The 22,776-nt window shown below is 40.5% G+C and carries 19 protein-coding genes; 12 read left to right on the top strand and 7 right to left on the bottom strand.

Annotation, left to right across the window (positions count from 1 at the left end; translation table 11 throughout):
- The first annotated feature begins 70 nt into the window (after window positions 1–70).
- The gene (locus NXS00_RS11525) at window positions 71–517 is read left to right on the top strand and encodes a hypothetical protein (RefSeq protein ID WP_258099353.1); all 447 of its coding nucleotides are present in this window, start codon (window positions 71–73) and stop codon (window positions 515–517) included.
- On the opposite strand, the gene NXS00_RS11520 is transcribed toward NXS00_RS11525, so the two are convergent.
- Genes NXS00_RS11520 through NXS00_RS11510 form a run of 3 tightly spaced genes read right to left on the bottom strand, consistent with a single transcriptional unit; the run spans window position 489 to window position 3,609 of the window.
- The gene (locus tag NXS00_RS11520) at window positions 489–1,814 is read right to left on the bottom strand and encodes an FAD-dependent oxidoreductase (RefSeq protein WP_258099352.1); all 1,326 of its coding nucleotides are present in this window, start codon (window positions 1,812–1,814) and stop codon (window positions 489–491) included. The two genes, NXS00_RS11525 and NXS00_RS11520, sit on opposite strands and share 29 nt — an antisense overlap.
- The gene (gene kynU / locus NXS00_RS11515) at window positions 1,801–3,081 is read right to left on the bottom strand and encodes a kynureninase (protein ID WP_258099351.1); all 1,281 of its coding nucleotides are present in this window, start codon (window positions 3,079–3,081) and stop codon (window positions 1,801–1,803) included. The genes NXS00_RS11520 and kynU overlap by 14 nt, the downstream gene beginning before the upstream one ends.
- Window positions 3,082–3,609: a 3-hydroxyanthranilate 3,4-dioxygenase gene (locus NXS00_RS11510; protein ID WP_258099350.1), complete on the bottom strand. Its 528-nt coding sequence runs from the start codon at window positions 3,607–3,609 to the stop codon at window positions 3,082–3,084.
- A 99-nt stretch (window positions 3,610–3,708) separates the two neighbouring features.
- Between NXS00_RS11510 and NXS00_RS11505 the strand changes: the two genes are divergently transcribed.
- Window positions 3,709–4,482 carry an SDR family oxidoreductase gene (locus NXS00_RS11505; RefSeq protein WP_258099349.1) on the top strand — a complete coding sequence of 258 codons (774 nt, stop codon included), beginning with the start codon at window positions 3,709–3,711 and terminating at the stop codon, window positions 4,480–4,482.
- Entirely contained in the window at window positions 4,479–5,903 is a 1,425-nt protein-coding gene (locus tag NXS00_RS11500) for an aldehyde dehydrogenase (RefSeq protein ID WP_258099348.1), read from the top strand. The genes NXS00_RS11505 and NXS00_RS11500 overlap by 4 nt, the downstream gene beginning before the upstream one ends.
- A 57-nt stretch (window positions 5,904–5,960) precedes the next feature.
- Here the strand turns inward: NXS00_RS11500 and NXS00_RS11495 are convergent, their stop codons facing one another.
- Window positions 5,961–6,695 carry a hypothetical protein gene (locus NXS00_RS11495; RefSeq protein WP_258099347.1) on the bottom strand — a complete coding sequence of 245 codons (735 nt, stop codon included), beginning with the start codon at window positions 6,693–6,695 and terminating at the stop codon, window positions 5,961–5,963.
- 389 nt (window positions 6,696–7,084) lie between these two features.
- Between NXS00_RS11495 and NXS00_RS11490 the strand changes: the two genes are divergently transcribed.
- The 3 genes from NXS00_RS11490 (at window position 7,085) to NXS00_RS11480 (ending at window position 10,363) form a co-directional block, all read left to right on the top strand.
- On the top strand, window positions 7,085–8,053 hold the full coding sequence (locus tag NXS00_RS11490; protein ID WP_258099346.1) for a hypothetical protein: 969 nt from the start codon (window positions 7,085–7,087) through the stop codon (window positions 8,051–8,053).
- 101 nt (window positions 8,054–8,154) lie between these two features.
- Entirely contained in the window at window positions 8,155–9,081 is a 927-nt protein-coding gene (locus tag NXS00_RS11485) for a hypothetical protein (protein WP_258099345.1), read from the top strand.
- 22 nt (window positions 9,082–9,103) lie between these two features.
- Window positions 9,104–10,363 carry a dipeptidase gene (locus NXS00_RS11480; RefSeq protein WP_258099344.1) on the top strand — a complete coding sequence of 420 codons (1,260 nt, stop codon included), beginning with the start codon at window positions 9,104–9,106 and terminating at the stop codon, window positions 10,361–10,363.
- A 42-nt stretch (window positions 10,364–10,405) separates the two neighbouring features.
- On the opposite strand, the gene NXS00_RS11475 is transcribed toward NXS00_RS11480, so the two are convergent.
- Entirely contained in the window at window positions 10,406–11,098 is a 693-nt protein-coding gene (locus NXS00_RS11475; protein WP_258099343.1) for a carboxypeptidase-like regulatory domain-containing protein, read from the bottom strand.
- Between the two features lie 78 nt (window positions 11,099–11,176).
- On the opposite strand from NXS00_RS11475, the gene NXS00_RS11470 reads away from it, so the two are divergent.
- From NXS00_RS11470 to mobA, 6 genes are all read left to right on the top strand, one after another.
- On the top strand, window positions 11,177–11,560 hold the full coding sequence (locus NXS00_RS11470) for an ArsR/SmtB family transcription factor (protein WP_258099342.1): 384 nt from the start codon (window positions 11,177–11,179) through the stop codon (window positions 11,558–11,560).
- A complete protein-coding gene (locus tag NXS00_RS11465; protein WP_258099340.1) occupies window positions 11,557–12,249 on the top strand; it encodes a YjjG family noncanonical pyrimidine nucleotidase in 693 nt (230 codons plus the stop codon). The genes NXS00_RS11470 and NXS00_RS11465 overlap by 4 nt, the downstream gene beginning before the upstream one ends.
- 51 nt (window positions 12,250–12,300) lie before the next feature.
- Window positions 12,301–13,932: an L-glutamate gamma-semialdehyde dehydrogenase gene (pruA, locus tag NXS00_RS11460; RefSeq protein WP_258099339.1), complete on the top strand. Its 1,632-nt coding sequence runs from the start codon at window positions 12,301–12,303 to the stop codon at window positions 13,930–13,932.
- A gap of 376 nt (window positions 13,933–14,308) precedes the next feature.
- Window positions 14,309–15,652 carry a vanadium-dependent haloperoxidase gene (locus NXS00_RS11455; RefSeq protein ID WP_258099338.1) on the top strand — a complete coding sequence of 448 codons (1,344 nt, stop codon included), beginning with the start codon at window positions 14,309–14,311 and terminating at the stop codon, window positions 15,650–15,652.
- Between the two features lie 7 nt (window positions 15,653–15,659).
- On the top strand, window positions 15,660–17,258 hold the full coding sequence (gene treA, locus NXS00_RS11450) for an alpha,alpha-trehalase TreA (RefSeq protein ID WP_258099337.1): 1,599 nt from the start codon (window positions 15,660–15,662) through the stop codon (window positions 17,256–17,258).
- 4 nt (window positions 17,259–17,262) lie between these two features.
- On the top strand, window positions 17,263–17,820 hold the full coding sequence (gene mobA, locus NXS00_RS11445) for a molybdenum cofactor guanylyltransferase (RefSeq protein WP_258099336.1): 558 nt from the start codon (window positions 17,263–17,265) through the stop codon (window positions 17,818–17,820).
- Here the strand turns inward: mobA and NXS00_RS11440 are convergent.
- Together NXS00_RS11440 and NXS00_RS11435 are read right to left on the bottom strand one after the other, a co-directional pair.
- Complete coding sequence (locus NXS00_RS11440) at window positions 17,817–19,235, bottom strand: rubredoxin (protein ID WP_258099335.1); 1,419 nt, start codon at window positions 19,233–19,235, stop codon at window positions 17,817–17,819. The genes mobA and NXS00_RS11440 overlap by 4 nt on opposite strands.
- A gap of 19 nt (window positions 19,236–19,254) precedes the next feature.
- Window positions 19,255–22,764, bottom strand: coding sequence for a nitrate reductase (locus NXS00_RS11435; protein ID WP_258099334.1), 3,510 nt, complete (start codon window positions 22,762–22,764; stop codon window positions 19,255–19,257).
- Window positions 22,765–22,776 lie beyond the last annotated feature (12 nt).

Raw genomic sequence — 22,776 nt, 5'->3', positions numbered from 1 at the left:
CAATTGCTGTTTTTTAGTAATTGCTTTTGTATATTTATTAAATCACAGCATGATACACGCCGATAAGTTAATGAAATCTCAAGCTGAACAACTTTTAGATGAGTATAAAAGGATTCGCAATGTGGATCTTACTCTAGATCAGTTTTTATATGTTCTAAACCTTTATCCATCACTCATTGTGTGTATGTGCGATGGGGTATTGGATAAGGAAGAATGGGATGGTGTGCTTCGTTTGGCCAAAGGGTTGGCATTGGAATATGGAGATGGAATGGACAAAGAAGGCCTTGAGCAGCTGGAACAGTCTTTTCGTACCGAGTTCAGATATCTTTTGGATAACATCGAAAAATGGCAGAAGAAATTTCTTAACGCTCTTAAAAATCATATCGGCTCTAACCGGGAAGACAAGGAATTCATTCTTGAGTCAATGTATTTATTTGCCAATGCTGCCGATGGAATATCGGAAGTAGAACAAGAGACAATTCACATGCTCAGCGAGCGCCTTGCATTAGATTATTAAATTTTTCAATAAGTGGTTCCAGTTTTACTGTGCCTGGATCAAATCCTTCTTCCAATTGCCCTGTGACTTGTTTCTGAATTTTCCCTATTCGTAAAGCTTCACTGTAGGGGATGTCGCTGAATGTTACCATACTGTATAATGGTAACCATACATCTGGATATTCAGACTGTAGTCTAGCTTCCACTTTTTTGATGTTTAGGAAACGTTCGTCCGCTACATGATCCCGCATTTCAACGAAGTTGTTTAATGCTAAATCAGCAATTCCGTCAGCATCTGGTTTCCTTCTTTGTGAGAAAGTTGGCAGTAATTGTTTCCAGTCAAATTTTAACTCATCTCCCCATTCCATCAATAATCTGCAATCCTCGAAACCGGCATTCATTCCCTGGCCGTAAAATGGAACAATGGCATGTCCAGCATCTCCAATTAAAAGTGAGTTGTTGAAATTCCACGGTGCAGTTCGAATAGTTACCAGAGATGAAGTGCTGTTTGTCTGGAATTGCTGGACGTAATCAGGAATCAATGGAATTACATCTGGGAAATACTGTTCGAAAAATGAAGTGATCTCACCCTCAGTTTGAATGCTTTTGAATGATAACTCCCCATCAAATGGAAAAAACAAAGTACAGGTAAAGCTGCAATCTGGATTAGGTAATGCGATCAGCATGAAATTGCCCCTAGGCCAAATGTGCAAGTAGTTTGGCTCCATGGCAAAAGTGCCTTCAGAGGGTTCCATTTTGAGTTCTTTGTAACCGTGATCTATGTAGTACTGCTCGAAATTGAAGCGATCAGTGTGCTCCATTTTTTGGCGCAACATGGAGTAAGCACCATCTGAGCCAATCAATACTTCAGAGTTGATTTGTTGGCCATTGGAGAAGGAAACCTGAGTTTCATTCAGATCAACGTCGATACATTTATGGTCAAAATGAAAATTAACACCTTGAGATTCAGCGTGGCTAATTAATAATTTATTGAGTCCATTTCTGGAAACAGAATTAATGAACTGACCTTCTTTGCCGTAGGGCTGGGTATACAGTTCACCACTCAAATCATGCATCATACGTCCCTTCATGGGGATGAGATCATCCTGAATCTGATCGTAAATACCCGCAAGCTTAAGAGCTTCAATGCCTCGATGGCTCAACGCTAAGTTGATTGACTTTCCACCATCTTTTGTTTGAGTTCTGGGATCTTGTCTCATTTCATAGACATCCACGTTAAACCCTTTTTGCTTGATCAATGTGCCTAATAGAGAGCCAACAAGGCCAGCACCTAGAATGCTAATTTCATTTTTCAGCATGCTTTACTATGAGTTGTTTAAAAATGCCGCAAAACCTCCATACATCCGTAAAGGAATTGTATAAAGGAGTTGGAGCTACTCGTATAACATTTGGTTCGCGCCAGTCCAAAATGACTCCAGCGTCAATCAATCCGTCAAAAATTGCTTTCCCATTTTGGTCAATAAAAATAGAAAGTTGACATCCCCTTTCTTCGGGATTTGAAGGCGTTAGAATCTCAATATGCTTGGCTGTTATTGGGTCATTTAGCAACAAGTACTCAAGGAAGCCGGTCAATTTGATGCTTTTTTCTCTCAATTCTTCCATGGATGTCTTGTCAAAAATGGACAAAGAGGCGAGGTGTGCAGCTGATGATATGATATTCATATTGCTCAGCATCCACCCATCTACTCCCGGGTTGGGAACAAACTGATTGTCCATTTGGAATCGAGTTTTTGAGTCATGACCCCACCATCCGGTTAGTTTTGGAAAATTTGGGTTGTTGCCATGCTTTTCATGTACAAATATTCCTGACATTCCACCAGGACCGGAATTCACATATTTGTAACTGCACCAGGTAGCAAAATCAATGTCATCATCATGAAGAGTCATAGGTAAGTTGCCCATGGCATGAGCAAGATCAAATCCTGCAAAAGAGCCCACTTCGTGAGCAGCTTGGGCAATGGCTTTCATGTCAAAAAACTGACCAGTATAGTACTGCACTCCAGGAAATAGAACTAGAGCAAGTTCTTCACCTTGATCTTTAATCGCCGAGATAATTTCTTCATTGGTAAATGTTTTTCCCGACTCAGGAGTTAATGTGATCAAGTGTTCCTCTGGTGAAATGCCCACTCGTCTCATGTGGCTTTCTGCCGCATAATGATCTGAAGGGAAAGCACCACCTTCTATCATAAGTTTCACTCTTTTGCCTGATGGTTGGTAGAATGATGCCAGCAATAGGTGAAGGTTTGTTGTGAGATTGTTCATCGAAACCACCTCATGCTCCAATCCTCCTGTTAATCGAGAGAGCGATTTTTTGGACAACTGATGATAGCTAACCCACGGAGTATTTCCTGTAAAGTGACCCTCTACAGCATGTTCTTTCCAGTAGTCTAATTCTCGTTGAATATAGCTTTCGGTTACTTTTGGCTGAAGTCCCAGAGAGTTTCCGCAGAAGTAAATGGCGTCTTTTCCGTTTCTTTTGGGGAAATGAAATTGAGATCTAAATACTCTTAGCGGATCTTGCTCATCAAGTTCGTATGCAAATGCTGGGGTGTTGTCGTAGGTCATTTAATCAATAAATCTTGGGTCGGTTTCCATTACTTCTCCACAATTACTGCACGTTCTCAATTTGTCAGAACCATAATATTCTCTAAACCTTGGAATGAAGTCTTTTTCTATATTAGATAATTGAAAATAGGTCTCATGCAACTTGTGGTTGCAATTATCGCAAAACCACAGCAAGCCATCATTCATTCCAGGCCTTTTTCTTTCTACAACAAGCCCTACAGATCCTTCGGATCGAATAGGTGAATGTGGAACCTTAGCAGGTAATAAAAACATTTCCCCAGCTTTGATTGGAATATCCACAGACTGTCCATCTTCTTGAATTTTGACCACAATGTCACCCTCTAGTTGATAGAAGAGCTCTTCTGTTTCATTATAATGATAATCTTTTCGAGCATTGGGTCCTCCCACAATCATGACAATGTAATCGCCTGCATCCGCATAGAGGTTTTTATTTCCAACGGGTGGCTTGAGCAAGTCCCTGTTGTTATCTATCCATTTCTGTAAGTTGAAAGGTCTTTTAATGCTCATGTCGATAGTGGTTTTTTAGATAAATTACTTTGGAGAGGTAAAAGTTATAAATAAACTGGAAAATCGTTCAGGTAAACCAAAGACATAAGCTAATAGAGTATGGATTTTAATTTAAAAAATAAGCAGGCACTGGTATGTGGCGGCTCCAAAGGCATTGGAGGAGCAATAGCTAAAGCTCTTGCGGAAGAGGGCGTCAAGGTTATTATTGTTTCTCGAAATGAACAGGAGTTAAAGGAGCACTTAGGTACGCTTTCCGGTGAGGGACATTCCTACATACAGGCTGATTTGTTAGATAAATCTGATTTAGAAAAACTGTTGTTTCATTTGAAAGAAAACCCTGTGGAGATTGTAATTAACAATACAGGAGGTCCGGCACCTGGCACAATTACTGAGTCAACAATTGAGAGTTTCCAAGCGGCGTTAGACATGCATTTATTTGCTAGTCATCGGATTATGCAAGCTGTACTTCCTTATATGAAATCCAAAAATTATGGGCGCTTTATCAATGTCATTTCAACCAGTGTCAAAATACCAATATCGGGTCTTGGGGTGAGTAACACCACGAGAGGCGCAATGGCATCCTGGGCAAAGACGCTATCCAATGAGGTTGCTTCATATGGTATTACAGTCAATAACATTTTGCCAGGAGCTGTTAGCACAACCCGCTTGGATGCGATCATTGAAAATTCTGCAAAGAAAAAGGGTGTGACTCCAGAAGAATCTGCAGAAGCAATGAAGCAAACAATCCCAGCTGGTCGATTTGGTTTGCCGGAAGAGTTAGGGAATTTGGCTGTATTTCTGGCATCTGATAAGGCTGCATATATCACAGGAGTAAGTATTCCTGTAGATGGAGGTAGAACTGGTTCGTTATGATAACGATCAAAAATTATATCAACGGCGAATTAGTTGATCCAGCCAATGGTAATTATTTAGATAACTATAATCCAGCTGATGAAACGGTTTATAGCTTAATTCCGAATTCGTCGGAAGAGGATTTAGAACGGACAATTTTATCTGCTAAAAAAGCATTTCCAGCATGGAGTCAATTATCTATTGATAAACGATCCAGGTATTTGATTAAAGTCGCTGATTTAATCGAAGCAAACCTCGATAAATTGGCAGAAGCTGAGAGTTTGGATAATGGTAAGCCTGTGAGTTTGGCACGCAAGGTTGACATACCTCGTGCTGCAGCCAATTTTAGGTTCTTCGCGTCAGCAATTGTCAATGAATCAACTCAGGCTCACATAATGGAAGGAGTTGCTATTAACTACACAAGAAGAGCTCCATTAGGAGTAGTGGCATGCATTTCTCCATGGAACCTCCCGTTATATCTACTTACATGGAAAATAGCACCTGCATTGGCTACTGGAAATTGTGTGATTGCCAAACCATCTGAGGTAACGCCTTATACTGCTTTTTTGCTTTCTGAGTTATTTATCGAAGCTGGAATTCCTGCTGGTGTGCTTAATATAATTCATGGAAAAGGTGCTGAGATTGGCCAAAAACTGGTTGAGCACAAAGAAATCAAAGCCATCTCCTTTACTGGAGGCACTTCCACAGGAAGAATTATAGGAACAGAAGCTGCGAAGCAGTTTAAAAAAGTATCTCTCGAGCTGGGGGGTAAAAACCCCGTTTTGATTTTCGATGATTGTGATTTGGAGAAGGCGGTAGAAACCACAGTAAAAAGTTCGTTTACCAATCAAGGAGAGATATGCCTCTGTGGATCTCGAATTTTTATTCAAGAAGCAATTTATGAGGATTTCAGAAGTCGGTTTGTTGAAAAGGTGAAGAATCTAAGAGTTGGAGATCCGAAAACAGAAGTTGATCTGGGTCCATTGGTTTCTGAGGCACACCTGCGCAAAGTAGAGATGTATGTGAATGAGGCGATAGCTCAAGGAGGGAAAGTTCTCACTGGAGGAGGACGATTGGGGCAAGCCGGATACTTCTTTGAACCTACTGTGATAGAAGGATTAGATGAGTATTGTGTCATCAATCAGGAAGAAGTCTTTGGGCCAGTGGTCACCTTAGTGCCATTTAAAGAGGAGCAAGATGCGGTGAAAAAGGCCAATGCAACTGTATACGGTTTGGCAGCTGTTATCTGGTCACAGGATGTGCAACGAGCTCACCGAGTAGCCCATCAGATTGAAAGTGGTATTGTTTGGGTCAATTGCTGGATGCTTCGAGATTTGCGGACGCCATTTGGAGGGATGAAAGAATCTGGTGTCGGCAGAGAAGGTGGATCAGATGCTTTACACTTCTTTACAGAAACGCAAAATGTTTGTATAAAACTCTAGGGGCATAAAAAAACCTCCCGATTTGGGAGGTTTTGTATATTAAGACCTTGATTTCACTTAAACTGGCTCTTGCGTTCTGATTTTCGCAATGTTGAAAGACTTTCTTTCTTTGTGTCCGCAATAACCACAAGTGAAATACTTAATCAGTTCGCCTTCTTCAGTTTCAGTAGCTTCTTGTACTACTGCTTCTTTATCTACTTTCAATGTCTGATAGTTACACTCAGGGCACTGAAGCGCATGAAGTCGACCGTTATATTTTTCAATTTTAGTATATCCAGAAACTTCGTCGATCCATACGTCATAGTCAACAGAGAATGCATCTTCTTCAGCCTGCATACCCTCATCTAGATAAACATCTTCTTCTTCTTCACTCAATAGTTTCATTTTACGTCCTTCCGGAGAAACTCTAGGAGTATATCTCAATTTCTTAAGACGTTTTTCGATGAAGAATGGATAATAGAATTTTAGTACGTTTTGTACAATTACTCCTACGATCATGGCAACCATGATGCTAACGAATACCCAAACAAAGAACCAAAGCCAGGTTGTTTCTTGTTGGAAAGTGTTCACAAATAGCGAAGCACCGACTAGTATCAACACAAAACCATACCATAACAGGTTAATCTCATGCATGTTGATATAATCATATCTCGTTTTGAAATCGGAGGTAGTCAATAATTTCAGGTAATGACCTAGTAAGATCAGAACCCCAACACCGGCGATTGCAAAAGCTAAGTATTGCCCGTAGGTGTTCCAGGCTAAGAGCAAACTTGGTGAAATTGGATCGGTCATAGCAGTTTTTTCTGTTAGATTAAGCGGTTTAGACTCCGTTTTACAAAAATGTTACAATTCTTCAAAAATACAATAACTCTTATTTCAATCATCGTATTTATTCTAAAACAAACATTAAAATATGAAAAATTATACTTTCTGGCAATTAAGGAATCAATTTATCAATAATCCACGTTATTCCAACTGTTTTTAAAAAATATGTGTCTAGCCTGTGTGATTCTTAAAACTAAAAATAGAGTAGTCAGTTAGTACATCATAGCGACTAAGAGAATTACTTAAATTTTAATTTTCTAAGAAATAATTAGATGGATTTAATGCATTCTGCATTTATTTTGCTGACACAATTAATGAAATCGTCTTATAACTAATAATTAATCAAAAATCGAAACATGAAAAATCTACTTAAGAGCTCATTTATTCTATTGGCGGTAGCGTCAATGACATTTTTAGCAAGTTGTGGTGATGAAGAGGAGCCAGCTCCAGATGGACCAACTGTATCAGTAAGCGTAGAAGTTAATGGAACGGATGCTACTTCTCCATTTGATGTTGAGGTTGGTGATGAGCTGACTTTCAACGCTTCAACTACTACTGCTGGAGGTTTCAACGTAATTAGAATTTATCTTTCTACTGATGGCGGTACATCATCTTCTGCAATTGGAGAAGCATCAAGAACTGACCTTAGTCTAGATGAAGGAACAATTGCTGCTGATGTAACATTGTCTTTCACTATTCCTGATAATTTCGAACCAGGTGATGAATTGACATTTGAGGTAGAAGTTGTTGATGATTTAAATCAGATTGCTACAACCACTGTTGAAGCTAATGTTATTTCTCCAGAAGCGAGATCCTATACAGCTGTTTTGTTATCAGTTCCTTCTGGAAACTTTGAGAATGAGAACTTCTTTAGCGTAGCTTCAGGCGAAATTTATTCTAGATCAGAGGTGAATTCAACAAGCGAAGCAATTTCTCCTACAATTGACTTTGGTTACTACTATGGAGTAAATGAAAAGGCATCAATCGCTTCCCCAGAAGGATTTAAGTCAACAGTTTTTTCTGATCAGGTATCAGGTTGGGGGACAACAAATGCTACAGTGTTGAAAACTACAACTATCGGTTCTAGTGAGTTTCTAGAGGTTTCTACATTTGCTGAAATTGAGGCTGAATTTGATGCAGGAACAGCTGATGATAATGGAATCATTAACGGATTAGAAGTTGGTGATGTTCTAGCATTTGAAACAGTTGGTGGTGTTAAAGGTCTTATTCTTGTTACTTCGATTGATTTAGGTACAGATGGAACAGGATACGGTTCTGATGCATCAATTGAGATTGAAGTAATCGCACAATTGGATGCTGAGTAATAACCACTCACATTAAGGAAAAACCCCATCCAAAATCATTTGGATGGGGTTTTTTTATTTCCCCTTTACTGTATGTACTTTTAGCCATTAATCTTCAGTGAATGAAAGCCATCAAATTTTTATTTTTTCTTTCCATAAGTGTGTTTGTTGCCTTGACTGGTTGTAAGGATCCTAATGCGATTGAAGACCCTATTCCTGCTGCTCCTTCTATGATTGTGACAGTAAATGGAAATCAAAGTGTCAGTCAAATCACCTTGGATCCAGGGGATACATTAATCTATAGTGTCGAAACCAATGTGCCAGCGGGTATTTCTAACTTCAAAGCCACCTATATACTAGACGAAGTGACATATAATGTGAATTCATTCACACCTGATACTACTGTTACAGCCTATACCTTAAATAATCGGCAGTTGTATTTGGATTATACTTTGGCAGGCAAAGAGCTTACTTTTTCATTTACAGTGACGGATAATGTGGACTCAGTAGCAACCTATGAATTTGTGCTTAATGTAAATGAGTCACCTATTACCGAAAGGCTTGATATTGTTGTATCACCCTATAATCAATTTGTCAAAGGCAACCTTTATGATGTTGCAGGTGACACCACCTATTTTCCGATCAATGTTAAGACCAATGAAAGTAATCAATTAGGAGTGGATTTGATCTTTGCCTATAATGCCACAGATGGGTATTCGGTAAGTTCACCAAGTGATGTTGATGCAGTTGGGGTTTGGGATACGGAAGTGTCTTTTAACTGGCCGTTTTTAGCTGTTAGTTCTACAAAATTAGCAGAAGTGAATAACTCTGCTGTGACTTACGAACAGATCGTCACGGCAACACAACTCAATGATTTGATTGAGTCGTCAACAGCAACAAGCATCAAAGGATTACATGTTGGGCAATTAATTGCTATTAAACTAGACGCTGAAAAAGGCGGTGTTGTAGGGTTAATTCAAATTACGAACATAGTAGGTACCAAGGATACAGAAAGACAAATCACCTTTAACCTGAAACAAGAACTTTAAACCTAATAAATCAATCATCAATATGCAGAAAATTCTAAGTCTGGGCTTAGTAATAGCTATGCTGGCTTCGTGCTCACCAGCCAAAAAAGAAGAGGCACCAAAGAAAGACATTGCGACTATGTCTGAGGAGGAAATTCAAGCTTATGCGGAAGAACTTGCTCACAAATTCATCATCGTAGATGGACACGTAGATCTTCCTTACAGAATGGAGGTTAAGGGCTTTATGCTTCGTAAAGAAGTAGAAGACGTTTCTGTAGAGACCACTGGTAATTTTGATTTTCCCAAATCTAGAAAAGGTGGATTGGATGCGCCATTCATGTCCATTTATGTTCCTTCTAGTTACAATGCTGGTGGAGCTAAAGAGTTTGCGGATTCATTGATCACTATGACATTGGATGTAGCTAAAGTGTATGATACACTATTTGCTCCAGCTAATTCGCCAGCTGAGATTCAGTCCAATTTTGAGAAAGGCTTGATTTCTCTTCCTCTAGGAATGGAGAATGGTGCCCCTATCGAGGATGATTTGGCGAATGTGAAGTTCTTCTTCGACAGAGGAATTCGATACATCACGTTGACTCACTCTAAAGACAATCAGATTTCTGATTCTTCTTATGATACTACGTACACATGGAATGGAGTAAGTCCATTTGGTGAGCAGATAATTGCTGAGATGAATAAGTATGGTATCATGGTAGATATTTCTCACGTTACTGATAGTGCATTTTATGATGCTTTGAGAATTAGTAAAGCACCGGTTATAGCTTCACATTCATCTTGTAGACATTTTACTCCTGGATTCCATAGAAATATGTCTGATCAAATGGTGAAAGATCTTGCTGCAAATGGAGGTGTTATTCACATCAACTTTGGATCAACTTTCCTTTCAGAAGAGTCAAGGGATAAGTTTGATATGATGGATTCTGTGTTGACCAATTACAGAGCAGAAACAGGCCTATCAAGAAGAGATTCTGCTTTCGTTGCTTATGCCGAGAAGTTTGCTGCTGACAATAATGTATTTGCTGATGTGCCTATCGTTGCAGATCACATCGACAGAGTAGTTGAATTGGCTGGTGTTGATTATGTAGGATTCGGATCAGATTTTGATGGTGTAGGCAATAGCTTGCCTGTTGGCTTGAAAGATGTTTCAATGTATCCGAATATCATCGCTGAGCTATTGAAAAGAGGCTACTCTGAGGAAGATATCGAAAAGATATGCTATAAGAATACCTTCAGAGTATGGAATGAAGTAATTGCGAAAGCAAAAGAGTTACAAGGTTCTTGATTCGAATCAAATAGCTCTAAAAGATTGACTAAAGAAGCTCGATTAATTTCGGGCTTCTTTATTTTTTTTCAAGCTTTTGATAAAGTTAGCCCATGAATAAGGGTTGAGGAGGTTGTTGGCCGGAAGCATGTAGCGATCTTGATAGGCTCTTCCTTGCATCTGTTGATAATATTTCTGTGCAGCGATTTCTGGAGTAATTCGTTGATAATCGTTACGCATATAGCTGGCACTCACCCAGGAATCAAGGTTGTCATAGTTTCTTTGATCTGGCATTTGCATGGAAACTAACGCCTTCTTAAACATTTCTTCCGTTGGATATGGGAATACTTCTACCTCGCTCAGAAAGGTAACATCCTCATCCAGAGTAAAGACCAATTTCAAACTTTGACTTTCGGTATGTTCTGGTACAATAAAGAATTGTCTTTTGAAACCAACAGAGCTGAATACCACACTGTCCCCTTCTAACACGGGCATCGAGAAGAAACCATAAGGATTAGTTGTCGTTCCTCGGCCTCCTTTCGGAACATACACGTGTACTCCTGGAATTACAGAAAGACTATCCGGAGTGAAAATTACCCCAGTTAACTGAACGATGCGTGGCTCGTGCTCAGTGGAATCCTGAGAGTAAGCAACCGCTCCAGCAAGAATTAATGCGATATAGAGTATCTTTCTAATCAAGATGATGTTTCTTTCCGTATAGAGTATTAAGACGCAAGAAACGAAAAAAGTTTTCATAATTTCGAATCCTTTACGTTTTTTAACGTCTCAAGTCACATCAAAGGTAATTATGAAAATTGACTAGTTCAATCAACTATGCGTCTCAAGAATTTTAGTTTAACCTATGGAACCCAGATCTTCAAGTCCTTTGGAGATGAATCAAGAGTGCGAATAATTCATTTATTGTATAAAAATGGAGAGTTAGCCGTGTCTGATTTGGAGTCTATATTGGATTACACACAGACAAAGACCTCAAGACACATTACCTACCTCAAGAATTCCGGGCTTGTAAATGCAGCCAAAAAAGATCAGTGGATTTTCTACAGTATCAAAGATGAAGTATATGACATGGTGACTCAGATATTTGAGTTTTTGAATAAGGATGTTCAGCTTCAAAAAGACCAACAGGTGTGCAATGTCATGAATTCCAACAGAGAACTAGCTGCCAATAAGTTAGCAGCAAAAGGATATCGCCCTTGAAGAAATTTTCCTATTTGTTTTTTGACCTGGATCATACGCTTTGGGATTATGATACCAATGCCAAAACGGTATTGACCAACCTCTACCATCATTTTGAATTAGGTAGTGTGATTAGGCATGGTCCTGAGAGGTTTTTAGAAACCTATTTCAAAACCAACGATGGCTTATGGCATGACTATAATCAGGGACGAATTACCAAAGAAGTGATTCGTAATGATCGGTTTGAAATGGTGATGACCAATTGCGATGCATCAGGTTATGATAGAGGCTTAGAAATGAGCGACTATTTTCTCGGTAATTGTCCTCGTCAAAAAGTGGTGATGCCTGACGCAATAATGGCATTGGATTATTTGAGTAAGAAATATCGCATGAGCATCATTACCAATGGGTTTGATGATGTGCAGGAAGTGAAAATGAAAGCTTCGGGTTTGGACAAATACTTTGAGCACGTCATTACTTCAGAAACCATTGGAGTAAAAAAGCCAAATCCAGAAATCTTCGAGCACGCTTTGGAAAAGGTAGGAGTCCCAAAAGAAGATGCATTAATGATTGGAGACAATCCTAAAACGGATATTTGGGGTGCCCAAAATGCGGGAATTACACCACTTCTATACAATCCGACAGGCCGTATTAAATCAGAATGTGAATTAGAGATTAAACATCTTAGGGAATTGATGACTTTACTCTAAAAGACCATTCGGTTTTTATACTTTTGTAGGCCTAAATAAACGACTAGAAATATGCCAAAAGGAAATTATTATATTCCGACTCCATCCAATGAGCCGGTATTGACATATGCTCCAGGAACACCAGAGAGAGCGGCACTTAAAGAAGCAGTAGCTGCGGCAAGAAAAGAACAACGTGATATCCCAATGTACATTGGTGGTGAAGAGGTCAGAACAGGAAATACCCTTCCTATGTCGCCTCCATACGATCATCAGCATGTATTAGGACATTTCCACGAAGGAGATGCTTCACATGTTAATCAGGCTATTGATGCTGCATTGGCAGCTAAGGAAGACTGGGAAAATTTAGGATGGGAACACCGTGCTAGTATTTTCCTGAAAGCAGCAGATTTGATCGCAGGTCCTTATCGCGCCAAGATCAATGCAGCAACCATGCTTTCTCAATCTAAGAATGCATTTCAGGCAGAAATTGATGCAGCTTGTGAGTTCATAGACTTTTTGAGATTCAATGCTTCATTCATGCAGGAAGTCTACATGGAGCAGCCTGAGTCTGCACCTGGTATTTGGAATAGGTTAGAATACAGACCATTAGAAGGTTTTGTGTTTGCGATCACTCCATTCAACTTTACAGCTATTGCTGGTAATTTGCCTGCAGCACCTGCTTTGATGGGGAACACAGTAGTTTGGAAGCCAAGTTATACGCAGATTTATTCTGCTCAGGTAATCATGGAAGTTTTCAAAGAAGCTGGTTTGCCTGATGGTGTAATCAACCTTATTTACGTAGATGGTCCTGTTGCTGGAGATGTAGTGTTCAAACATAACGATTTCGCTGGCCTTCACTTTACAGGAAGTACAGGAGTTTTCAAACACCTTTGGAAAACAATCGGTGAGAACATTGATCTATACAAAACCTATCCAAGAATCGTTGGTGAAACTGGAGGTAAGGACTTTGTAGTTGCTCACAAATCTGCAGACGCACAAGAAGTGGCTACAGGGTTAATTCGTGGAGCTTTTGAATTCCAGGGGCAAAAATGTAGTGCTGCTTCCAGAGCATATATCCCTTCTAATATCTGGGCAGATGTGAAAGGTCATATGGCAGATGCATTGAAAGAAATCAGTATGGGTAGTCCGGAAGATTTCTCGAATTTTGTGAATGCGGTGATCGATAAGAATGCGTTTAATAAAATTGCTAAATACATCGATCAAGCGAAAGAAGATAAAGACGTTGATGTCATCTTCGGAGGAAACTACGATGACTCTGTTGGATACTTCATCGAGCCTACAGTATTGTTGGCAAAAGATCCAAAGTACACGACTATGTGTGAGGAGATCTTCGGTCCAGTATTGACTATCTATGTTTACGAGCCGGAAGAATTCGAAGCTACGCTAGAATTGGTAGATAGTACTTCTCCGTATGCATTAACTGGAGCTGTATTTTCTAAAGATAGGTATGCAATAGAGTTAGCAGCTAAAAAGCTGAAGAACAGTGCAGGAAACTTCTACATCAATGACAAACCTACTGGTGCAGTGGTTGGTCAGCAGCCGTTTGGTGGTGCTAGAGGTTCTGGAACAAATGATAAGGCTGGAGCAGCTATGAACTTACTAAGATGGGTGAGTGCTAGAACGATCAAGGAAACGTTTGTTCCTCCTAAGAGCTATAGATATCCATTCTTGGATAAAGAATAATAAGTTCCTATTAGGTTAGGAAAAACAAAGGCCATCAGACCAGTCCGAAACAAATGCTTGTAAAATAGTATGAAGAGGTGACTGTATCTGATGGCTTTTTGTAGATATATGGGATAGCTTATGAATGTGCTTTTTTTAACCAGTATTTATCTAGTGCTGATATAATTCCTAAGAGAATTATACCTATTATTGAGACGATCATAGTATTAAGCGTTGATTGTAAAACAAAGGTATAAGTACCTTCCATTAATGTAAATACCAGAAAAGGGGTAATTGAATTGAACAATTGCGGTATTTTTTAGGAGTTTTTTCAGATTTGAGAATTGTTCCACTCGTTGTTTAACTTTACCTGTAAGAGAATCTCAAAACCAGAGGTATGAAGAAGTTAATTTTTGTATTGGCCATAGTAGGTGGCCTTTTTGCTTGTGAAAAAAAGACGGAATACAAGCAGATTTTGGATGATCCGGAGACGTATCAGTCGGTAATGAAGCAGCTGACAGATGTAATCGTTTATGATATTTTTTCTCCTCCGGTAGCTAGTCGGGTATATGTTTATCCAAACATTGCGGCATTTGAAGTACTTGCTCAATTTAATCAGGATACTTTAAAGTCATTAGGAGGTCAGTTGACTGGGTTTGAAACACCACCAGCACCTGAAAATCCAGAAATGATAGAGCCTCATCTGGCGAGTATCCATGCTTTTTTGAAAATAGGACAAACACTCATATTTTCAGAAACAGAAATTGAAGAATTTAGAAGTCAGTTATATCAAAGACTGATGGATAATGGGTTGTCAGAAGAAGTTAAAGCAGCATCAGTCGCTTATGGTGAATTAGTTGCTAAGCATGTGTTGGCATGGGCTGACAAGGATAATTACAAACAAAGCCGTACTTTCCCGAAATACACGGTTCGCAATGAGCAGTTTTTGTGGAAACCAACTCCTCCAGATTATATGGAAGGGATCGAACCTCATTGGATGAAAATCCGGCCAATGGTGTTGGATTCTGCTGGACAGTTTCCTCCCCCACCACCACTGGAGTTGTCAATGGATGAAGAAAGTCCATTCTACAAGCAGTTGGTTCAGGTATATGAAGAAGGTGGAGGACTGGACGAAGACAATAAAGCCATTGCGAAATTCTGGGATTGTAATCCGTACGTTTCTCACCACAGAGGTCATGCAATGTTTGCTACCAAAAAAATCACTCCAGGTGGACACTGGATGGGTATTACAGCTATTGCTACCAGAACAGCAGACAGTGATTTTACTCAAACCGTAGAAGCATATACCAGAACATCTATTGCTTTATTTGATGGGTTCATTAGCTGCTGGGATGAGAAATGGAGAAGTATTGTGGTAAGACCAGAAACCTTGATCAATGAGTACATGGATGAGGAGTGGGTCCCATTGCTTCAAACACCTCCATTCCCAGAATATACCAGTGGGCATAGTGTGATCTCAAGAGCTGCAGCCGTAACATTGACAGACTTGTTAGGGGATGGTTTTGCATTTACCGATACCACAGAGAATGAATACGGTTTGCCAACCAGAGAATTTACCTCATTTCTTCAAGCCAGTGAAGAAGCAGCTATCAGTAGACTCTATGGTGGTATTCATTACATGATGGCCATTGAGAATGGAGTAATTCAAGGTGAGAAAGTGGGGAATTGGGTAGTGAAGAATATACAAACCAGAAAAAATAAGTCACTAGCAACAAACTAATCCATTGATGAAAATATTGAACATATGGAAAATAGCAGGCCTATCGGTGCTGCTATTTTTGTCTTGTACCGAACCTGCTAAAGAAGTACCACAGCAAGAAGGTTTTTATAAGCCTTGGCAATCACTAGGTCCATTGTTTCATGATGTACAGATGGCAAGTGTTTTTCCAGATTCCAAAACATTTGTGGATTGTACCCCTATTGGTAATCCGTACGAAATAGCTGCTAAATATGAAGAAGTCAAGAGCAATCCTGATTTCGATTTAAAGGCATTTGTCAAAGCGAACTTTGAAGAACCTAAATCCCCCGAGGTTAAATCAGTTCAAGAAAATGAATTTTTTCAGGAGCATATAGATAATCTCTGGGATGACCTGACGAGACAGGCAAGTGATACATCAGGCATTGGTACACTGATTGCTTTGCCAGGAGAGTATGTCGTGCCGGGAGGACGTTTTAGGGAAATCTATTATTGGGATAGCTATTTCACCATGATTGGATTAGGTGTCTCTGGACGAACTGATTTGGTTGAGCTGATGGTTAACAACTTTGCGTATTTGATTGATTCCTTAGGGTTTATTCCAAACGGAAACAGAACTTATTATTTAGGCAGAAGTCAGCCGCCATACTTTGCACAAATGGTGAATTTGTACTCGCAATTAACTTCACTAGATCAAGCGATTGACTATTTGCCGATTATTGAGAAAGAATATCAGTTTTGGATGTATGGTTCTGAGAATCTTAGCGCTGAAAATCCAGCTGAGAACCGTGTAGTGCTCGTTGGCGATTCTTTGATATTAAATAGATATTATGATTTTAAAGATTTTCCTCGTCCGGAATCCCATAAAGAAGATTTTGAATTGGCAGAACATCTTGATGATGCTGGTAAAAGCAAACTTTATCGCGACTTGAGAGCAGGGGCAGAATCAGGTTGGGATTATAGTACGCGTTGGTTTGCTGATAAAAATGATTTTGGTACTATTAGAACTACTGAAATACTTCCTATCGATTTGAATTGCTTACTCCATGGAATGGAAGTAATCATGACGAGAATGTATGCGCACATAGGTGATATGGATAAAGCCAGTGACTATGCAGCTAAAGCTGCCGACAGACAAGAAGCTATTCAGCAGGTATTTTGGAATGAATCAAAAGGTGTTTTTACTGATTATGTCTGGACAAGTGGCCAGCAGGAAGATCAAGTGACAATGGCTACTGCCTACCCGCTGTACTTTAAAATTGCTACAGAGGGTCAAGGTGAAGCAACTATGAACTACATGGAAGAGAACTTATTGCAGCCCGGAGGATTGGTAACAACCAATATCGACTCAGGCCAGCAATGGGATTATCCAAATGGATGGGCTCCACTTCAGTGGATTGGGATCAAAGGATTGGAACACTATGGTAACAAAGCACTGGCAGATGATATTTCTGAGCGTTGGTTGAAAGTCAACATGAAGGTATATCGCAATACCGGCAAGATGATGGAAAAATACAATGTAGCTGATACAACCTTGACGGCTGGCGGCGGAGAATACCCCACTCAGGACGGATTTGGCTGGACTAACGGTGTTGCGCTTGGATTGATGGCAGATAATCCTGTATATTAAACCCATGAAGGCACTACTACTAGTTGGAGGACAAAGCACCCGCATGGGTGCTGAGAAATATCTGATGAATGTAAACGGACAGCCACAGTATGTTCATCTTCATCAATTGTTGAGTGATGCTGGACTGGATGTTTGTATATCATGTAATCTGGAACAGTATAAAACCATACCTAGCGACTATTATCGCCTGGTTGATCAATATGATGCTATTGGACCTATTGGTGGTTTATTGGCAGCGATCAATCATAGTCCAGAAGAGGCATGGTTAATGGTGGCTTGTGACCTGGTCAATGTGAATGCAGGTACAATAGCTAACTTGATCAATGCAGTGGACGAAGATCACGATATCATTACCTATCAGGCATCAGATAGCAAGCATTTAGAAACTGCCATTACTATTTATAAGCCTTCTTCCTTTAGAGAAGTTATCGACACAATCGATACAGGTTTGTATAGTTTGCAGCGTGTACTATCCAAGTGCAAGGTAAAGGTGATCAATCCTGCAGAAGATTCTGAATTGAAAAATGTGAATAGTCCTGAGGATTTGAAGAAGAAGTCTTAATTGATCTTCTGGAATCCTTCTTTTTTCCCACCACAGGTTGGGCATACATAATCAGCTGGTAACTCTCGGAATGAAGTGCCAGCTGCAACATTGGCTTCAGGATCTCCATATTCGGCATCATAAATGGTTTGACAATGTATACATTGATACATATCTTTTTCGATGTTGTCTCTTATGGATTTAACCTTTGGAGATTCTACTTGCTGTTCGTGAAGGCTGTCATAATACACTTTACTTAGTTCCACAATAAGAGGAGCTAAGACAGACTTATGAATATCTCTGGCATAGCAATGATAATCTGTCAGATTTGGATTGAAACTCTTGCTGTAGAGTAAATTGTACATGTCCTGCTCTCCATTTTCCACTTTTTCTATCACCACAGAGGTGAAAAGCGTAATGTCTGAGGAAGTCTTAATGGTGAATGTAAGACCATAGGTACTGACGTCCAGTTTATCCAATTCTCTAACGAGGTAAAACTTGAGGTCTAATGCCTCTTGATCCAAAGCAGGCAAGTGCCAGTTGAGTTCCAAGGCAGAATGGCGCAGATTCATGCCAAATTTGCCCATGAGCTTTTCCCACCCAAGTCGATCTTTTTCCAGTATACCTTTGATGACAAAGGATTTCCAGGGTGTTAAAGTAACCTTGCCGATCTCGGTTTCGATACACCGCTCAGCGATTGCCTTAAGCGTGGATATTTTGTATTGATTGGTTCTCCAGTATAGTCCAAGCCAATACTTTTCATCTGATTGCCGGTGGATTCCTTCATAATAAGGGAAATGTGGCTCCGGCAAAACCAGATTTTCGGTGACCGGCTGGGTATTCACTTTTGAGTGATCGTTGAGGTATTCAAACACCTGCTTATAATCCCAGTTTTTCTCCTGTATTTCAATCTCATCAAGAGCCTTTGCGATTTTCACCAGATCCTCGGTGTATACCAGAAAAGGCATCTGCCATGGAGTATCCTGAATATGTTTAAACCGAAGGTAGACATACCAGTAGTTCTCTTGATTAGAAGCGATGAAGTTAACCTGTCCAGTAAATAACGGAACCAAACTCTGCGAAGGATCTACCACATTGACCCGGAGTTTAGTTCTGTAATCAAACTGATTGATGATGTAATGGTAAATGTGTGAAGCTAGCCATTTCTTCCCAGGCAAAATATCCAGAGTCAAATAACTGCTGAGTATATTTTGATACTGAAAGGTGTTGATCTCATATTCAGTCTTAATGGCTTGAAAGGTTTCATCCAGAATCTCTTTGCTTTTTTCCTTTGCTGGAAATAGAATGTCTTGACGAGAACCAAAATGGATGTGTTGTGCGCCTAATTTCTCTGCAATTAGTAACACTTTTAAGAAATCTCCAGGGGAGATAATTCCACCTTTTACAAATACTCTGATGAGATCTTTTACCTGCATAGCTTGAACAAATATAGGTTTAAGTAATTGGCTGAAGTGTTTTGTTGATCAATCGTTTTACTTCTGACTTGCAACTACCACATCCTAACCCTGCACCTGTTGCCTGGCATAAACTATTCAAGTCTTCACTGCCCTGTTGTATTGCCTCGGTTAAGTTTCCTTCACCTACATTGTTACAAGAGCAGACGAGCTTGCCTTTTACGGCCGTAGGAGCCTGGCCAGATCGAAGCAATTGCAATCGCTTCTCAGAGAGCTCGGTGCCACTGTCAATAAGTTCTTTGTATTCAGCAAACTCAGCTTTGTCACCTAGTAGGATGGTCCCAACAAGCTTGTCATTATGGATAATGCACTTTTTATAAAACAGTGCTTCTCTATCTAAAAAGGTGATTTCACTATAACCTTTCCCATTGGTGGGGATTTCTGGAATTCCCACAGAGCATAAGTCCAAACTAGGAAATTTTAGAATATTCATTGGGATGGTCCCTACATAAAACTGTGATGGATCACCTGCTATAAATCGAGCGCATATATCTGCTTGTTGTTCTGCAGCAGCGGTGATCCCGTTCATTTTCTGACGATGTTCCGCTATTTCTCCAAGGGCAAATATGTTCGGATCGCTTGTTTGCAAATAGTCATTAACTTTTACGCCACGCCCACACGATAACTCTGCCTGTACTGCGATTTCGGTGTTTGGCCGTGTCCCAATGGCATAAACGACGGCATTGGCTGTCACTGTATTGCCACTTTTTAATGACACACGAAGCAACTGGTTAGTATTTTCAGATATTTCTGTCACTTCATCATTGGTAAATACCCGAACACCAAGATCTTCGACATATTCGCGCAGCATGGCGCTGGCAACCGGATCCAGCTGACGCTCCATGAGTCGTGAACCAAGCTGTACAATCGTGCTGTTGACTTGTACTTCGGTAAGCGCTGCTGCCAGTTCTAGTCCCAGTAAACCTCCACCAATAATCAACACATGACTTCCAGGACAAACTTGCTTTTTGAGATCATCAGCATTGATTCGATCTCGCATTGTGAATACTCCCGGAAGATTCATTGGCGCATTAGGTGGAACAAACGCTCTGCTGCCAGTAGCCATGATTAATGTGTCATAACTATGCGTTTGTCCATGACTATCTATGACAGTTTTGGAAGTTCGATCAATGGATGCAATTGGATTAGAAGGGTGAAGCGACAGGTCTAGTTGCTCCAATTCTTCTGAAGTGTACTTAACCAGATCCTCCCATTGTTTGGTCTCGTTGACATAATCAGGAAGCAATACACGGTTGTAAAAGGGCCATTTCTCTTTTGAGAATACGTGAATTTCGTCCTGTTTATTAAATTCTCGATACGTATTAACAAACCGATAAGCGGCAGCTCCAGCGCCAATTACCACAATTTTTTGTTTTGGTGGCTGGTATAACCCTACTTCCACCGCAGCGAACTTGAAACCTGGTTGTTTTGATTTAGGATCTACTGAATCACTCGTAAGGTTATTGGCGCGATTAAGATCGTGATTTAGCTTTTTCCCCCAATGCATTGGGAGAAAGACAACTCCTTTTTTGATATTTTCGGTGATTTTGGCCGCAACTTGTACTTCTCCTCGAGCATTGATCACTTTCACTGGAGCACCTTCTGTGATACCTCTTTGCTCGGCATCATAAGGATGGATCTCCAGGTAAGGTCGGTCTATATGCTTGTTCAGCTTAGCTACCTTGCCTGTTCGTGTCATTGTATGCCATTGATCACGGACTCTCCCTGTGGTCAGAATGAGAGGTAACTCAGAAGAAGTAGGTTCTTGCTGCAACTCGGGTCCTGCTGTATGTATATTGGCTTTTTTGTTAGCTGTTAGGAATTGACCATTCTCAAAGAGTCTTGGAGTTCCCTGATGTTCTGCTGAAGGTACTGGCCATTGAATGGAACGATGCAATTTCAGTTTCTCGTAAGAAAGTCCGGAAACATCAATGGGCGTATTTTTAGTCAAGCGAGCATATTCATCATAGATCTCAGAGGCGTTTTTAAAATCAAATCCATGATAGCCCATCGCCTGGGCAAATCGCATAATGATTTCTGCGTCTGGCAATGCATCACCAGGAGCATCGATGACTTTGGGTAAATAGGTGACTCTTCGCTCAGAGTTGGTCATAGTACCTTCCTTTTCTAACCAACCTGCTGCTGGTAACAGGAGATCTGCATATTTGGCAGTGTCACTTTTTTTAGAAATATCCTGAACGATGACAAACTTGGCTGCCTTCAATGCCTCATCCACAAGTCTGGCGTTTGGCATGCTAACAGATGGATTGGTGCAGATAATCCAAACCGCTTTCATCTTGCCAGACTTCAGTGATTCGTACATCTCAGTGGCAGTTAATCCAGGCTTTTCTTGAATAGACTCTACGCCCCAAAACTCCGCTACTTCTTTACGATGCTCTGGATTAGCTAAATTTTTATGCGCAGCTAGCAAGTTGGAGAGACCACCAACTTCACGACCTCCCATGGCATTGGGTTGACCAGTTAGAGAAAATGGTCCAGAGCCGGGCTTTCCGATCTTTCCAGTAATCAGGTTGAGGTTGATGAGCGCCAGGTTTTGATTTACACCTGATGTGCTTTGGTTGAGCCCCATGGCCCACATAGTGATAAACCCTTTGGATTGACCAATTAAACGAGCAGCCTCAATGATGTCGTCTATGGATATCTGACAAATGGCGGCATATTGCTTGAGTGTTTTAGAACGAACTTCTTTGGCGTATTCCGCAAACCCATTAGTGTTTTTTCGGACGAACTCATCATCGATCATTCCTTGTTCAATCAAGTAAAGGCCAATGGCATGAAATAGCATCATGTCTGTGCCTGGCTGCACTTGCAAGTGAATGTCGGCCAGTCCGCAAGTGTCCGTTACTCTTGGGTCTGCTACGATGATTTTTACATCAGGATTTTCAGCTTTGTGCTTTTCTATTCTTCTAAACAAAATCGGGTGACACCATGCAGGGTTAGCGCCAGCTATGAATATGGTGTCTGATAGCTCGATATCTTCATAAGAAATGGGAACTGCATCATCACCAACTGTTTCTTTGTAGCCCACGACAGCCGAGCTCATGCATAGCCTGCTGTTTGTGTCAATGTTATTGGTGCCGAGAAATCCCTTGACCAATTTGTTGGCCAGGTAATACTCTTCCGTGAGGCACTGGCCAGATACATACAACCCAACACTATCGGGACCATGTTCACGAATAAAGGTTTTAAACACAGCTGCGGCACGATTGATCGCTGTATCCCAATCCACATCTTGCATTGGGTGTCTTCTACTCCAGCGCATTTGTGGTTTGAGGAGGCGATCACTTTGATCCATCGTGGTATAATGAAGGTTCATGCCTTTGGAGCAAAGCATGCCTTTATTTACCGGGTAGTCAGGGTCACCTTCTAGCTGAAGCCGACCTTTGTTGCTTTTACGTATTTTAATGCCACAGCCTACTCCGCAGTAGGAGCATACAGTCTTGTGTGGCTCTCCCCATTTTTGTGGCATCTTATAGCTGAT

Source organism: Marinoscillum pacificum (assembly GCF_024714495.1).
Taxonomy (GTDB): domain Bacteria; phylum Bacteroidota; class Bacteroidia; order Cytophagales; family Cyclobacteriaceae; genus Marinoscillum; species Marinoscillum pacificum.
The sequence above is the reverse complement of the archived record's forward strand: the minus strand, read 5'-3'. Positions and strand labels throughout refer to the sequence as shown.